Consider the following 14,343-nt stretch of genomic DNA (forward strand, 5'->3'; position numbering starts at 1 on the left):
CCCCTCGCCGGCCCGCGGGCCGTCTTCCCTGCGCGGGACGGGGAGCAAACGGCTGGTCCCCCCGGCCTCGCCTTGCCCTGCCCAGGGTAGCGGGTGTGTGATCGAGGACACATCGCGTACACCCGCCGTTCGCCGAGGAGCCGTCATGGCCGACAAACAGAGCAGGAGCACCGACACCGGGGCCGCCGTCGCTGTGGCCGACCCCGCCAAGGTCCGCAACGTCGTGCTCGTCGGGCCCTCGGGATCGGGGAAGACCACGCTCACCGAAGCCCTGCTGGCCGCGTCCGGCACGGTGCCACGGGCCGGCACCGTGATCGACGGGACCACGGTCTGCGACCACGACCCGGCCGCGGTCCGCCAGCAGCGCTCGGTCGGCCTGTCCGTCGCCCCGGTCCTGCACCGGGGTTACAAGATCAACCTCATCGACACCCCGGGTTACGCCGATTTCGTGGGCGAGCTGCGCGCCGGGCTGCGCGCCGCCGACGCGGCCCTGTTCGTAGTGTGCGCCGCCGAAGGCGTCGATGCCGCCACGGTCGCGGTGTGGGAGGAATGCGCCTCGGTCGGCATGCCCCGCGCCGTCATCGTCTCCCGCCTCGACCATCACCGCGCGGACGCGCTGGCCGAGATCGCCGCGTGCCAGGCCGCGTTCGGCGCCGGCGTGCTGCCCCTTTACTTGCCGACGCGCAACGGCCTGGCCGGCCTGATCACCCAACGCTACTTCGATTACTCCGCCGGTCATCCGCCGCGCGTCGGCGAACTCGACGCCGCCGATCTGGCCGAACTCGCCGACGCCCGTAACGAACTGATCGAGGGCATCATCGCCGAGAGCGAGGACGAAACCCTGATGGAGCGGTACCTCGGCGGCGAGGAGATCGCTGAGGAAACGCTGATCGCCGACCTCGAGACGGCGGTCGCGCGCGGCTCGTTCCACCCGGTCATCCCCGTCTGCGCCACCAGCGGGACCGGCCTGGCCGAGGTGCTCGACGGCATCGTCCGCGCCTTCCCCTCACCGCTGGAGCACCGGCCGCCCGAGGTGACCACCCCCGACGGCGGCGCGCACGGCGCGCTGTCGGCCGACCCGGAGGGGCCGCTCGCCGCGGAGGTCGTGCGCACCGCCGTCGACTCCTACGTCGGGCGCGTTTCGCTGGTCCGCGTGTTCTCCGGGACGCTGCGGCCGGAGAACGCCGTGCACGTCTCCGGCCACGGGCTCGCCGAGCGCGGGCACGAGGACCACGACGCCGACGAACGCGTCGCACACCTCTACTCCCCGCTCGGCGCGAACCTGCGCGAGGTGCCGTACTGCGTGGCCGGCGACCTGTGCGCGCTGACGAAGGTCGGCTCCGCCGAAACCGGCGACACGGTGTCGTCCCCGGAGGACCCGCTGGTGATGAAACCCTGGCGGATGCCCGAGCCGCTGCTGCCGGTCGCCGTCGTCGCGAAGACCCGCAGCGACGAGGACACGTTGTCGCGCAACCTTTCCCGGCTCGTCGCGGGCGATCCGACGCTGCGGCTGGACCGCAACGCCGAGACCGGCCAGCTCGTGCTGTGGTGCATGGGCGAGGCGCACGCCGACGTGGTGCTGTCCCGGCTGCGGGCGGGGGGCGCGGACGTCGGCACCGAGCCGGTGCGGATCAGCCTGCGCGCCACGTTCGCGAAACCCGCGCGCGGGCACGGCCGGCACGTCAAGCAGTCCGGCGGCCACGGCCAGTTCGCGGTGTGCGACCTCGAAGTTGAGCCGCTGCCGCGGGGCGGCGGGTTCGAGTTCGTCGACAAGGTGGTCGGCGGATCCGTGCCGCACCAGTTCATCCCGAGTGTGGAGAAGGGTGTGCGGGCGCAGTTGCGGCGCGGGCTCGGCGACGGGCACCCGGTGGTGGACGTGCGCGTGACCCTCGTCGACGGCAAGGCCCACAGCGTCGACTCCTCCGACGCCGCCTTCCAGACCGCCGGCGCGCTCGGCCTGCGCGAGGCCGCGGCCGCCGCCGGGGTCACGCTGCTGGAACCGCTGGACGAAGTCGCTGTCACGCTGCCGGACGAACACCTCGGCACGGTGCTGGGCGACCTGTCGTCGCGCCGTGGCCGCGTGCTCGGCACCGAGGCCGGCGACGGCGGGTCCACGGTGATCCGCGCGGAGGTCCCGGCCGCCGAGCTGCTGCGCTACGCCGTCGACCTGCGTTCGCTGTCCTCCGGCACGGCCAGCTTCACCCGCCGTCCCGCCCGCTTCGAGCCGGTGCCGGAAGGAGCCGCCGTCCCGGGCTGACGCGCCAAGGCTTGTGAGTGTTTATGACGGTTCTAACCGTCATAAACACTCACGAGCCGGTTCAGAACTCGAAGCCGCCCGGCCGGTCGTTGCGGTCGGCGAGCAGGCCGGCCAGGGTGGCGATGGCGATCTCCGGCGGGGTGCGCGAGCCGATGTTCAGCCCGACCGGCCGGTGCACCCGCGCGATGTCGGGTTCCGGCACGCCGAGCGCGGTCAGCGCCGCGACGTGCGGGCCCGGGTGGCGCGGGTTGCCGAGCACGCCGATCCAGCGCGGGTCGCCGGCCAGCGCCGTCCGCAGCACCTCGCCCAGCTCGGGCCGGTGGTGGTCGGTGACCACGACGTCGGTGCCGCGGTCCAGCTCCGGCGGCGTGGTGCGGACGTCGAAATCGCCGGTGGCACGCGCGGCATCGGGCTCGAACAGCACGGTGCGATAGCCGGCGTCGGCGGCGTAGGCCAGCAGGTACCGCGAGACGGGCGACGCGAACACGGCGACCAGCGTCCGCTCGGCCGGCTGTTCCTCGGCTTCGCCGTGCGCGACCGCGCAGGCATCCGGTTCAGCGGTCATGCCGTCAGTCTGCCACCGCTACAGGTCCGGCTCGGCGAACTCGAAGTACTCCGGCAACGGCGCGGTGCCGGCGAGCTTGAAGTACCGCACCTTCCGCCGGCGGCGCAGCGCCAGCGTGTCGCGGACCGCGTCGTTGTGCACCCGCCGCGCGATCACGACGCGGTGCTCGGCGTCGGTCAGCTCCTCGGCCAGCACCACGGGCAGCCGGGACCGGTCGACGCGCGCGAGCACCAGCGTCAGCTCGTTCTCCTCGGCCTCCCGGTCGGCGCGGGCCGCGCCTTCGGCCCGCTCGGCCGCGGCGTGCAGCCCGGCCCCGTCGCCGTCGAGCAGCGCCGCGGCGGCCCGTGCAACGACCGCGCGCCGGGCGAGCGCCGCGTCGAGCGCCGCCCAGCCCGCGTCGGTGCGCACGTGGAGACGGTCGAGCCGGTTCGCCGTCGCCACCAGGAAAAGCCCGCCCAGCAACACAATCGCGGCCAGCACGGGCGGCAGCCAGGCCAGCACGCTCATGCGCCCGCCTCGCCCGGCGCGACCTGACTACCCGGCCGTTCACGGGCCGGCCCGCTCACTGGGCCAGCTCCCGCTCCGCGGCGACGACGCGGCGCGGGTCGGCGGCGATGGCCGTCTCGTACACCCGCAGCACCTGCGTGACCACCACCGACCAGTCGTACGCGATCACCCGCTCCCCCGCCGCCGCGGCGAGCGACGCGCGCCGCGCGGGGTCGCCGAGCAGCTCGCGCAGCCCGTCGGCGAGCGACGCGGGATCGGCGGTCTCGGTGAGCATCCCGGCCTTGCCGTCGTCGAGCACCCGGCGGAACGAGTCGAGGCCGCTGGCCAGCACCGGGGTGCCCGCGGCCATCGCCTCGGTCAGGATCATGCCGAAGCTCTCGCCGCCGGTGTTCGGCGCGCAGTAGACGTCGACGCTGCGCAGGGCGCGCGCCTTGGTCGCGTCGTCCACCTGGCCGAGCAGCTCGATGTGCGGCCACAACCGCGGCCCGGCCATCCGGCGCAGCTGGTCCGGCTCGCCGCGGCCGACCACGAGCAGCCGCAGGTCCTCGAAGTCCGGCAGCAGCTGCCGCAACGCCTCGAGCAGCACCTCCATGCCCTTGCGCGGCTCGGTGAACCGGCCGACGAACCCGACCGTGCCGCCGGCGCGGGGATAGCCCTCCAGCGCCACGGCGCGGCTGAAGAACTCGGCGTCGACGCCGTTCGGGATCTCGACCGCGTCGCCGCCCGCGTGCTCGACCTGGACCCGGCGGGCCAGCGCGGACACCGCGATCCGCGCGGTGATCTTCTCCAGCAGCGGCCGCAGCACCGGCTGGAACGCCGAAAGCGTGCGCGAGCGCGTGGTCGCCGTGTGGAAGGTGGCGACGATCGGCCCGTCGGCGATCTTCAGCGCCAGCAGCGACAGGCTCGGCGCGGCCGGCTCGTGCAGGTGCAGCACGTCGAAGCCGTTGTCCCGGATCCACCGGCGCACCCGGGCATAGGACACGGGCCCGAACTGCAGCCGCGCCACCGAGCCGTTGTAGCGGACGCCGAGCGCTTTCCCGGCCGGGTGCACGAAGTCCGGCAGCACGGCGTCCTCGTCGGCCGGCGCCAGCACCGACACCTGGTGCCCGCGCTCGATCAACGCCCGCGCCAGGTCGATCACATGCCCCTGCACCCCGCCGGGCACGTCGAAGGAGTACGGGCACACGATGCCGATCTTCAGCCCGTGTGCCTGGCGCGGCGCCACCGGTTCAGCTCGCTTCTTTGAGGCCGGCGCTTTCGCCCGCCTCGAGGTCGGAAAGCCAGAACTTCTGCAGCATGTGCCAGTCCGCGGGGTGCGCGGCGATGTCGCCGGCGAAGACGTCGGCCAGCGCCTGCGTGGCCGCCGGCACCTCCGCGCGGGCGGTGACCCGGATGCGCGGGTGCACCCGCATCTGCCAGCCGTCCTCGGTGAACCACGAGCCGACCGGCAGCAGCGCCGCGCCGGTCGTGGCCGCGAGCCGCGCCGGGCCGGCCGGCATCCGCGCGCGGTCGCCGAAGAACTTCACCGGCAGGCCGCTCGCGGTCAGGTCGCGGTCGCCGACCAGGCACACCACCTTGTTCTCCCGCAACCGTTTGAGCAGCACGCGCATCGCGGCGCTGTCCCCGGTCAGCGGGACGATCTCGAACCCCAGCGACTCGCGGAAGGAGACGAACTTGCGGTAGACCGACTCCGGCTCCAGCCGCTCGACCACCGTGGTGAAGCTGCCCAGGTGGTCCGCGAGCCAGACGCCCGCGGCGTCCCAGTTGCCGCTGTGCGGCAGCGCGCACACGGCGCCGTTGCCCTCGGCCAGCGCGGCGTCGATGTTCTCGACGCCGGTGATCTTGGCGCCCACCTTGCCGATCACCATGTCCCGGTCCATCGCGGGCAGGCGGAAGGTCTCGTACCAGTAGCGCGCGTACGAGCGCATGGCCTGGCGGACCAGCTCGTCCAGCTCCGTCTCGTCGGCCTGCGGCACCACGCGCGCGAGGTTGGCGCGCAGCTGGCGCACCCCGCCGCCGCCCCGGCGCACGGCGACGTCCGCGCCGAGCCCGAACAGCATCGCCCCCAGCGACTCCGGCAGCCGGCGGGTGAGGCTCCAGCCCGCCGTGTAGCCGAGCTCGCCGAGCCGCCGGGACAGCCCGCTCACGGCTGCGCCCCGCCCGGCCGCACGTCGCCGGCCAGCGGCGCCTGCCCTCCGCCGTCCGGCTCCACGGCTGGTCCGGCCGCTGGTCCGGCTGCTGATTCCGCTGATTCCGCGGCCTGGCGGGCGGCGACGGCGCGGGCGGCCTTCGCGACCGCGGCGGCCCGCTGGATCAGCGTGACCGCCGACAGCACGGCGAGCAGCCAGAGCGTGATCTCCACGGTCCACGGCACGCCGAGCCCGTGCAGGCCGGTGCCGACGAGCGCGATGATCAGCCGCTCGGCGCGTTCGATGAGGCCGCCGTCGGCCTCCAGCCCGGACGCCTCGGCGCGCGCCTTGACGTAGGAGATCACCTGGGCGAGCACCAGGCAGATCAGCGCGGCGGCCGCGGCCCGGTTGTTGTGGTCCTGCACGAAGCACCACCAGGCGATGGCGGCGAACAGCGCGCCGTCCACCAGCCGGTCGCAGGTGGCGTCGAGCACGGCGCCGAACGGGGTGCCGTAGCCGCGGGCCCTGGCCATCGCGCCGTCGAGGAGGTCCAGCATGGCGAACCCCCACACGGTGAACGTCCCCCACAGCAGGAGTCCCTGCGGGAAGAAGGCCAGCGCGCACGCGACAGCACCCGCGGTGCCGATCACGGTCATCGCGTTGGGGGTCAGTCCGGCCCGGACCAGCGTCCGGCCGATGGGATCGGTGACGCGGGAGACTGAGGCACGGGCGAAAATGTTGAGCATCTCGTCGTCTGGTGCACCTGGCTCGGGGGCGGGTGGGCTCCGAAAGCCTATCGACCCACCCCGCGGGCGCTGACGTCCCGCCCCGCGACCCGCCGGGCGATCAGCCGGATTTCGGCAGTTCGACGACCGGCGCCGAGGAGGCGGCCGCCTCCTCGGCGGCCGCTGCGGCCGCGCAGCGCGGCCGCAGCTGCTTCAGGATCGCGGCGCTGATCTCGCCCAGCGCGGCCACCTGCCCGGGCGCCAGCGGGTCGAACAGGCTCTCGCGCACGGCCTGGACGTGACCCGGCGCGGCCTCCTCCAGCGCGGCGAAACCCTCGTCCGTGAGCACCGCCCATGCCCCGCGCTTGTCCGTCGGGCAGGACTCGCGCCGCACCCAGCCCTTGGCCTCCAGCCGGGCGACGGCGTGCGAGAGCCGGCTGCGCGACGAACTCCGCACGGCGGCCAGCTCGCTCATCCGCAGCCGACGGCCCTCGGCCTCGGACAGCGAGACAAGCACCTCGTAATAGGTGTGCGGCATGCCCGACTCGTGCTGGAGCTGTCCCTCGAGGTGCGCCTGGAGCATGGCGGTCGCCAGGGAGAAGTCACGCCAGACTTGCTGCTCGTCGTCGGAAAGCCATCGAGGTTCGGACATAACTCCATCGTACCCCTGATTGAGGACTCAATTACCTGCTCGTGGATGGAGTCCGTCAAGGCCTTTGAGCCGAGCGGGAGGTCACCAGGCGTCGGCGAGCAGCTTCCGGGTCTCGCCCAGCAGCTGCGGAAGCACCTTCGTGTGCCCGATCACCGGCATGAAGTTCGCGTCCCCGCCCCACCGCGGCACCACGTGCTGGTGCAGGTGCGCCGCGATGCCCGCGCCGGCGATCACGCCCTGGTTCATGCCGATGTTGAACCCGTGCGCCGCCGAGACCACGCGCACCACGCGCATGGCGTGCTGGGTGAACTCGGCCAGCTCACGGGTCTCGTCGACGGTCAGCTCCGTGTAGTCCGCCACGTGCCGGTACGGCACCACCATCAGGTGACCGGGGTTGTACGGGTACAGGTTCAGCAGCGCGTACACCGTTTCGCCGCGCGCCAGCACCAGCCCCGTCTCGTCGTCGAGGCCCGGGATGCGGCAGAACGGGCAGCCGTCCGCCTCGTCGTCATCCGGCTTGTCCTGGCCCTTGATGTAGGCCATCCGGTGCGGGGTCCACAGGCGCTGCAGCGCGTCCGGGACCCCTGCCCCGTCCTGCTCGACGAGCTCCGGGCCGTCCGGGCCGCTCACCGCAGGATCGCCTCCACGGCGTCAGTGCTCGGCGAGGCGTTCTCGCGGCGGGTCACCCATTCGGCGATCGCCTCGACGGCGGTGTCCACCGCGACGCCGTTGATCTGGCCGCCGTCGCGGAACCGGAACGACACCGCGCCGGCCTCCGCGTCCTTGGCGCCGGCCAGCAGCATGAACGGCACCTTCTGCGTGGTGTGCGTGCGGATCTTCTTCTGCATCCGGTCGTCGCTCGCGTCGATCTCCACGCGGATCCCCTTGGCGCGCAACGCCTTCTCCACGCCCTGGAGGAACTCGACCTGATCGGCGGTGATCGGGATGCCGACCACCTGCACCGGCGAGAGCCACGCCGGGAACGCGCCCGCGTAGTGCTCGGTCAGCACGCCGAAGAACCGCTCGATCGAGCCGAACAGCGCGCGGTGGATCATCACCGGCCGCTGGCGCGAGCCGTCCGGGGCGGTGTACTCCAGCTCGAACCGCTTGTTCTGGTTGAAGTCCAGCTGGATCGTGGACATCTGCCAGGTGCGGCCGATCGCGTCCTTGGCCTGCACGGAGATCTTCGGGCCGTAGAACGCCGCGCCGCCCGGGTCCGGCACCAGCTCGAGGCCGGAGTCGACGGCGGCCTGCCGCAGCGTCTCGGTGGCCTCCTCCCACTCCCAGTCCTCGCCGATGAACTTCTCCGAGTCGCCGCGGGTGGACAGCTCGAGGTAGAAGTCCGAGAGGCCGTAGTCGGCCAGCAGGTCGAGCACGAACTTGAGCAGCGACCGCAGCTCGCCCGGCATCTGCTCCTTGGTGCAGTAGATGTGCGAGTCGTCCATCGTCAGGCCGCGCACACGGGTGAGGCCGTGCACCACACCCGACTTCTCGTACCGGTACACCGTGCCGAACTCGAACAGCCGCAGCGGCAGCTCCCGGTAGGACCGGCCGCGCGAGCGGTAGATCAGGTTGTGCATCGGGCAGTTCATGGCCTTGAGGTAGTAGTCCTCGTCGTCGAACTTGACCGGCGGGAACATGGTGTCCGCGTAGTACGGCAGGTGGCCCGAGGTGTGGAACAGCTCGCCCTTGCTGATGTGCGGGGTGTTCACGAACTCGTAGCCGGCCTCCTCGTGGCGGCGGCGCGAGTAGGTCTCCAGCTCCCGGCGGATGATGCCGCCCTTGGGGTGGAACACCGGCAGGCCCGAGCCGATCTCCTCCGGGAAGGAGAACAGGTCCAGCTCGGCGCCGAGGCGGCGGTGGTCGCGGCGCTCGGCCTCGGCGATCCGCTCCAGGTAGGCGTCCTGCGCCTCGCCCGACTCCCACGCCGTGCCGTAGATCCGCTGCAGCTGCGGGTTCTTCTCGCTGCCGCGCCAGTACGCGGCGGCCACCCGGGTCAGCTTGAACGCGGGGATGAACTTGGTGGTGGGCACGTGCGGGCCGCGGCAGAGGTCACTCCACACGCGCTCCTTGGTGCGCGGGTCGAGGTTGTCGTAGATGGTCAGCTCGCCGCCGCCGACCTCCATCACCTCGCTGGTGTCCACTTCGGACTTGAGGTCGACCAGCTCGAGCTTGAACGGCTCGTCGGCCAGCTCCTTCTTCGCCTCGTCGACCGAGTCGAAGACCCGGCGCGAGAACTGCTGGGCGCCCTTGACGATCTGCTTCATCCGCTTCTCGAGCGCCTGCAGGTCCTCCGGCGTGAACGGCCTGTCGACCGCGAAGTCGTAGTAGAAACCGTCCCGCACCGGCGGCCCGATGCCGAGCTTCGCGTCCGGGAACTCCTGCTGCACGGCCTGGGCGAGCACGTGCGCGGCCGAGTGGCGGATCACGCTGCGGCCGTCGTCGGTGCTGGCGGCGACCGCCTCCACCTGGGCGTCGGCGTCCGGGATCCAGGCGAGGTCGCGCAGTTTGCCGTCCACGTCGCGGACCACCACGACGGTGTCCGGGCCCTTGGTCGGCAGGCCCGCTTCGCGGACCGCGGCTCCCGCCGTAGTGCCCGCCGGTACCACCACGCGCGGGGCGGGTACTGAGGCGGCTGACGGCGGATGCGACACGATCGTGCTCCTTCTCGGGCGGGGGTTTTCCAGCGTGACGAGGATGACTTTCGTCGATGCTAGCCGTCGGCCTCCGGCGGCCTGACAGGCGTCGGCGCAAAACGCAGTGGAGGCCGCCTCGCCGGAGCGAGGCGGCCTCCACGGGCCGGGCGGTGGTTCAGAGGGTCTCGACGACCTGCTCGAAGTCGAGCCGCGGCAGGCGGTCGAACCACGGGTTCTCGCCGGGCTTGCCGACGTTCACCACGACCAGCGAGCGCCAGTTGTTCCCGCCGAAGAACTCCTTGTCGACACCGGCGGCGTCGAACCCGGTCATCGGGCCGGCGGCCAGGCCCGCGGCGCGGACGCCGATGATGAAGTAGCCGACCTGCAGCAGCGAGTTCAGCTTCGAGAACTCCACCCGGCCGGACTCGTCGGAGAAGATGTCCTTCACGCCGGGGTTGTGCGGGAACACCTGCGGGATGTTCTCGTGGAAGTCCACGTCGGCGGCGAGGACCACGGTCAGCGGCGCGCTCGCGGTCTTGGCGCGGTTACCCTCGGCCATGTACGGCAGCAGGCGGCCGCGCGCCTCCTCGGTACGGATCACCAGCGCGCGCAGCGGCTGGGTGTTCATGGAGGTCGGGGCCCACTTGACGAGGTCGTAGATCGCGCGGACCTGCTCGTCGGTCACCGGCTCGTCGCTGAAGCTGTTGGCCGTGCGCGCCTCGCGGAACAGGAGGTCCTGGACCTCGGCGGGCAGCTGGAGGTCCTTGGCGGGGTCAGCGAATGTGGTCATCGGTCGTGGTTCCTTCCCGTGCTTTACACCTTCCCCGCGTCCAACCTCGTTGAGCGTTTGACTATTTCCGATGATGACCATGTCGTGGCTCACAGTGCTTGCCCACACCCGGAAAACGGCCGCCGACCCGGAGGTCGGCGGCCGTGGGAAGGGCTTCGCGGCGCGGCTCAGTAGGCGCCCTGCCCGGCGACGACGGCGCGGAAGGTCTTCCAGAGGATCACCAGGTCGAGCGCCAGCGACCAGTCCTCCACGTAGCGCAGGTCGAGCCGGATGCTCTCGGCCCAGGTGAGGTCGCTGCGGCCGGAGACCTGCCACAGCCCGGTCAGCCCCGGCTTCACGAGCAGGCGGCGGCGCGCGTCCGGCGCGTACTTCTTCGTCTCCTCCGGCAGCGGCGGCCGGGGCCCGACGAGCGACATGCGCCCGCCCAGGACGTTGAACAGCTGCGGCAGCTCGTCCAGCGAGTACCGGCGCAGCAGGCCGCCCACCCGGGTGACGCGGGGGTCGCGCTTCATCTTGAACAGCGGGCCGGCGCCTTCGTTGTCCCGCTCCAGCTGCTGCCGGATCCGGTCGGCGTCCGGGACCATGGTGCGGAACTTCAGCATGGTGAAGCTCTCGCCGTCCTTGCCGATGCGGCGCTGCTGGTAGACGACGGGCCCGCGGTCACCCAGCTTCACGGCCAGCGCGATCACCAGCAGCAGCGGGGAGAACAGCGTCAGCAGGAAGGCCGCGCCGCAGCGGTCGACGATTTCCTTCACGAAGCGGTGTCCGCCGGTGAACACCGGCGCGGTGACCCGCAGCAGCGGCATGCCGAGCACCCCGGTGACGTTCAGCCGCGGCCCGGCCACCTCCATCAGCACCGGCGCCACGACCATCTCCGCCGACGTGCCCTCCAGGTCCCAGGCAAGGCGCTGCAACCGCTGCGGCGTCCAGTACTGGTCGCCGGTGATGGCGACGACGCGGTAGCCGCCGCGGCGCACGTGGCGGGACAGCTCTTCGAGCCGTCCGACCACCGGGACGCCGTCGACTTCCCCGCTGTCGCGGTCGGCGCCGGTGCCGGTGAACGTGCAGACCGCCTCGACCCGCCAGCCGACGTGCGCCTCGGACTTCGTGCGCGCGATCAGGTCGGCCACCGTCGCGGGGCTGCCCGCCGCCATCACCGGCAGCAGGCAGAGCCCGCGCCTGCGTCGGCGGTGCAGCACCTGACGGAGCAGATACCGTTGGGGGAAGGCGAAAAGCGCGATCACCGGGACGACGATGAAGACCCACGGCTGCACGTCGAGGGCCCTGAAGAGCAGCCCGCCGAGCGCCACCAGGACGGCGGCGGTGATGAGGCCGCGCCCGAGCGTCCGGTACTCCTCGGGTCCTTCGCCCAGCACGCGCTGGCTCCAGGCCCGGCTGACCGGCAGCGAGCAGAGCACCGCCAGCGCCGTGCCGAATGCGTGCATGTCCTGGGGCGCCACGCGGCCGATGACAAACGCGCTCACGCCGATCACCACGAACGCGGCGATCACGTCGCTGGCGATCACCCAGGTCCGGTACCGCTTCTCCCAGGCCGCCGGGTGCGTTTTCGACGTGGCCGGCTCGACGGATTCCGCGACGGGCGCCGGCGATGGCCCCGGGATCGCGCGGAGGTCGATGTGCGGCGGCGGTTCACTGACCGTGGACGAGGGCCGCACCGACTCTTCCATCAGACCTCCCGGAGCAGGGTTCGAGGACCACCGGCGACACGCTGAGTTAAGACGGATGATCGCGGAGAGTGACCGCTATCCCCACCCGATTCAGCCACCGCAGGAGTGACACACGCCAAGGTATCGGTCACTCTCTGGGCATCGTTACAAGGATTTCCAGCCACAACCTTGGCGTCTTCCCCGCAAATGAATGCCGTGTTGATAACGGGACGATGACGATGCGTAATAAGGCGTATCCCACTCACAACTACGGAATGTAGTCAAAATTCCACCGCCGTCAGGCCTCGGCGCAAGGGTCGCCCGAACGGCCGATCGGGACCGCGAGTTCTACAGTGGACATACGACGGCGCAGTGGTCCACTGTGGATTGAACGGCCCCTCGTGCGAGCCCCTGGAATCCGGCCGCCCGCCGGGTGACATTCACCGTCGGCGTGTCACGAGTGCGGGTTTTCGTCAAACCTGGAGGCCGCCGTCACTCCCCCGCTCCAGGGCCGCCTCAGTGCCGCCGTCCGGCCCCGGCGAGCACGGAAGGAAACACTCCGCTTACCACTTCGGCCACCTCGCGCCCGCGGTCCAGCGCTGCCCCGTACGGCCGTTCGGGTGGTCTGAACCTCAACATGATCGAAAAAGTGGTCAGGATCACATCCGGTGCGATTCCGGGGGCCGATAACTACGAAATCGACGCCCATCGCGCCGGAAATGTCGAGCGTCCGCACACCCCCGCGGACCCCTCTCGCAGACCGGGTCCCCGGCTCTTGTTACCGGCCCGTAACCCCGCCTCGGGGCACCCCGCCGAATGGACCTGCGGCCCGACCTGGGGAGATCACCGGATCGGCCCAGCCGGCCCCGGCGGACCCCGGAAAACACTCAAGGCCCCGGACCAGGTGGTCCGGGGCCTTGAGTGGCAGTGGGCGATACTGGGATCGAACCAGTGACCTCTTCGGTGTGAACGAAGCGCTCTCCCCCTGAGCTAATCGCCCCTTGCGGTGTTGAGAAGAACTCTACAACACGACTTTCGGGGGCCTGCAAACGGGTGGTTCACCGCGACCACACTCCGTCTACCAGCGGATACGGAACGAACAACCCCGAGCTAGCCAGGGTTGTGGCACGACAGGGGTGCTCGCGACCCGGTTCGACATCCGTGCGACGGTGCTATCGCGCGACGGCTGAACCGCGCAGTATGTACGGGTGGCCGCCCAGTGGGCGCGCGCGTAGGGCTGCGCGGCGCGGGCGACGACGGACAAGCAGGGCTGCCTGCCCCCGGACGGGTGATCTCAGGAGAACCCGCGATCGGATCGGCGGCCTCGTGCGTCTCATCGTCGTCCTCGGTCGTCCGGGCCGGGAAGGGAGACGAAGGGTAGGACGATGCGCAACGATCACGTGACGCTCCGCTCGACGGCGGTCTTCGACCTGCTGGCGCCGCGAACCCCGGCGGTTCCGGTGAAGGTCGAGCTGCGCTACGACACTCGCGACCCGTACGCGGTCGTCGCCGCCTTCCGCACCGGCCGCGCCGGCTGGGTCGAATGGGTCTACGCACGCGACCTCCTCGCCGACGGCCTCCTGGCCGACGCGGGTGACGGCGACGTGCGCATCCGCCCCTCGGTCGAGGACCCCGAGTCCGTCCTCATCGAACTCAACTCTCCTTCGGGTCACGCCATGTTCGAAGCGTCGGCCCAAGAACTGGCCGACTTCCTCGACCGGACCTACGACGTCGTCCTCCCGGGCAACGAACACCTGTGGGTCGACGTCGATGACGCCCTGACCCACCTCATCCCGAACGATCTCGCCTGATCACAGCCTTGCGACGGGAAGGTGACCCCCCGGTGACGGGACAGTTTTCGAGGTCCGATATGGTTCTCTCACACCACGGCGACGGGGTCAGGAACAGAGCCGAAAGGCCCTGAACCGGACAACCGGAACCGAGGAGAGTGCGGACGTAGCGCAGCTGGTAGCGCATCACCTTGCCAAGGTGAGGGTCGCGGGTTCGAATCCCGTCGTCCGCTCGGTGGGCTCTCGAGCCTTACACGGTGGAGTGGCCGAGAGGCGAGGCAACGGCCTGCAAAGCCGTGTACACGGGTTCGAATCCCGTCTCCACCTCGCGCGATTAGCTCAGCGGGAGAGCGCTTCCCTGACACGGAAGAGGTCACTGGTTCAATCCCAGTATCGCGCACAGTAGAGAAATGCAGGTCAGAAGCCCTGTCCCTCTTCGGAGGGGCGGGGCTTCAATCGTTCGAGGGCAATGGAAGGCGATGACCGCGGGGCGGCATCGAGGTGGCGCTGACTCGTCGCGTCACGCAGGTGCGGGAACCACTCCCCCAGCTCGGCCCTGTGCGTGCCGAAGGTGCGCTTCGTTCCAGATCAGCGTGCGGCCCAGTAGTTGCCGTGCGGAGCCTCA

Annotated in this window: 12 protein-coding genes and 4 tRNA genes; 5 read left to right on the forward strand and 11 right to left on the reverse strand. The window is 71.2% G+C overall.

The window, feature by feature from the left end; genetic code table 11:
• Nucleotides 1–145 precede the first annotated feature (145 nt).
• Nucleotides 146–2,257 carry an elongation factor G-like protein EF-G2 gene (locus OG943_RS15935; RefSeq protein WP_328610550.1) on the forward strand — a complete coding sequence of 704 codons (2,112 nt, stop codon included), beginning with the start codon at nucleotides 146–148 and terminating at the stop codon, nucleotides 2,255–2,257.
• 61 nt (nucleotides 2,258–2,318) lie between these two features.
• Here OG943_RS15935 and OG943_RS15940 read toward each other — a convergent pair whose 3' ends face one another.
• The 11 genes from OG943_RS15940 to OG943_RS15990 all read right to left on the reverse strand — a co-directional run bounded on the left by OG943_RS15940 (nucleotide 2,319) and on the right by OG943_RS15990 (nucleotide 12,928).
• Nucleotides 2,319–2,822, reverse strand: a complete 504-nt coding sequence (locus OG943_RS15940) for an XdhC family protein (RefSeq protein ID WP_328610551.1) — start codon at nucleotides 2,820–2,822, stop codon at nucleotides 2,319–2,321.
• Nucleotides 2,823–2,840: 18 nt separating this feature from the next.
• The gene (locus tag OG943_RS15945) at nucleotides 2,841–3,329 is read right to left on the reverse strand and encodes an NUDIX hydrolase (protein WP_328610552.1); all 489 of its coding nucleotides are present in this window, start codon (nucleotides 3,327–3,329) and stop codon (nucleotides 2,841–2,843) included.
• A gap of 55 nt (nucleotides 3,330–3,384) precedes the next feature.
• Nucleotides 3,385–4,530, reverse strand: coding sequence for a glycosyltransferase family 4 protein (locus OG943_RS15950; RefSeq protein WP_328612078.1), 1,146 nt, complete (start codon nucleotides 4,528–4,530; stop codon nucleotides 3,385–3,387).
• 28 nt (nucleotides 4,531–4,558) lie between these two features.
• Entirely contained in the window at nucleotides 4,559–5,476 is a 918-nt protein-coding gene (locus tag OG943_RS15955) for a phosphatidylinositol mannoside acyltransferase (RefSeq protein WP_328610553.1), read from the reverse strand.
• Nucleotides 5,473–6,204 (reverse strand): phosphatidylinositol phosphate synthase, encoded by a 732-nt coding sequence (pgsA, locus tag OG943_RS15960; protein ID WP_442874728.1) that lies wholly within the window; start codon nucleotides 6,202–6,204, stop codon nucleotides 5,473–5,475. The genes OG943_RS15955 and pgsA overlap by 4 nt, the downstream gene beginning before the upstream one ends.
• Before the next feature lie 100 nt (nucleotides 6,205–6,304).
• Nucleotides 6,305–6,835 (reverse strand): MarR family winged helix-turn-helix transcriptional regulator, encoded by a 531-nt coding sequence (locus OG943_RS15965; RefSeq protein WP_328610554.1) that lies wholly within the window; start codon nucleotides 6,833–6,835, stop codon nucleotides 6,305–6,307.
• Nucleotides 6,836–6,916: 81 nt separating this feature from the next.
• A complete protein-coding gene (locus OG943_RS15970) occupies nucleotides 6,917–7,465 on the reverse strand; it encodes an HIT family protein (protein ID WP_328610555.1) in 549 nt (182 codons plus the stop codon).
• Complete coding sequence (gene thrS, locus OG943_RS15975) at nucleotides 7,462–9,447, reverse strand: threonine--tRNA ligase (RefSeq protein WP_328610556.1); 1,986 nt, start codon at nucleotides 9,445–9,447, stop codon at nucleotides 7,462–7,464. Before thrS ends, OG943_RS15970 begins: the two co-directional genes overlap by 4 nt.
• Before the next feature lie 199 nt (nucleotides 9,448–9,646).
• Nucleotides 9,647–10,261: a malonic semialdehyde reductase gene (locus OG943_RS15980; RefSeq protein ID WP_328610557.1), complete on the reverse strand. Its 615-nt coding sequence runs from the start codon at nucleotides 10,259–10,261 to the stop codon at nucleotides 9,647–9,649.
• 167 nt (nucleotides 10,262–10,428) lie between these two features.
• Nucleotides 10,429–11,949: a sugar transferase gene (locus OG943_RS15985; protein ID WP_328610558.1), complete on the reverse strand. Its 1,521-nt coding sequence runs from the start codon at nucleotides 11,947–11,949 to the stop codon at nucleotides 10,429–10,431.
• Between the two features lie 907 nt (nucleotides 11,950–12,856).
• Nucleotides 12,857–12,928 (reverse strand) — tRNA-Val (locus tag OG943_RS15990).
• Nucleotides 12,929–13,313: 385 nt separating this feature from the next.
• Between OG943_RS15990 and OG943_RS15995 the strand changes: the two genes are divergently transcribed.
• The 4 genes from OG943_RS15995 (at nucleotide 13,314) to OG943_RS16010 (ending at nucleotide 14,118) form a co-directional block, all read left to right on the forward strand.
• Nucleotides 13,314–13,739 carry an SsgA family sporulation/cell division regulator gene (locus tag OG943_RS15995; RefSeq protein WP_005159130.1) on the forward strand — a complete coding sequence of 142 codons (426 nt, stop codon included), beginning with the start codon at nucleotides 13,314–13,316 and terminating at the stop codon, nucleotides 13,737–13,739.
• 139 nt (nucleotides 13,740–13,878) lie between these two features.
• A tRNA-Gly gene (locus OG943_RS16000) sits at nucleotides 13,879–13,951 on the forward strand.
• Nucleotides 13,952–13,974: 23 nt separating this feature from the next.
• Nucleotides 13,975–14,045 (forward strand) — tRNA-Cys (locus OG943_RS16005).
• A 1-nt stretch (nucleotide 14,046) separates the two neighbouring features.
• Nucleotides 14,047–14,118, forward strand: a tRNA-Val gene (locus OG943_RS16010).
• Nucleotides 14,119–14,343: the final 225 nt, after the last annotated feature.

Origin of the sequence: Amycolatopsis sp. NBC_00345, from assembly GCF_036116635.1 — a bacterium.
GTDB lineage: Bacteria > Actinomycetota > Actinomycetes > Mycobacteriales > Pseudonocardiaceae > Amycolatopsis.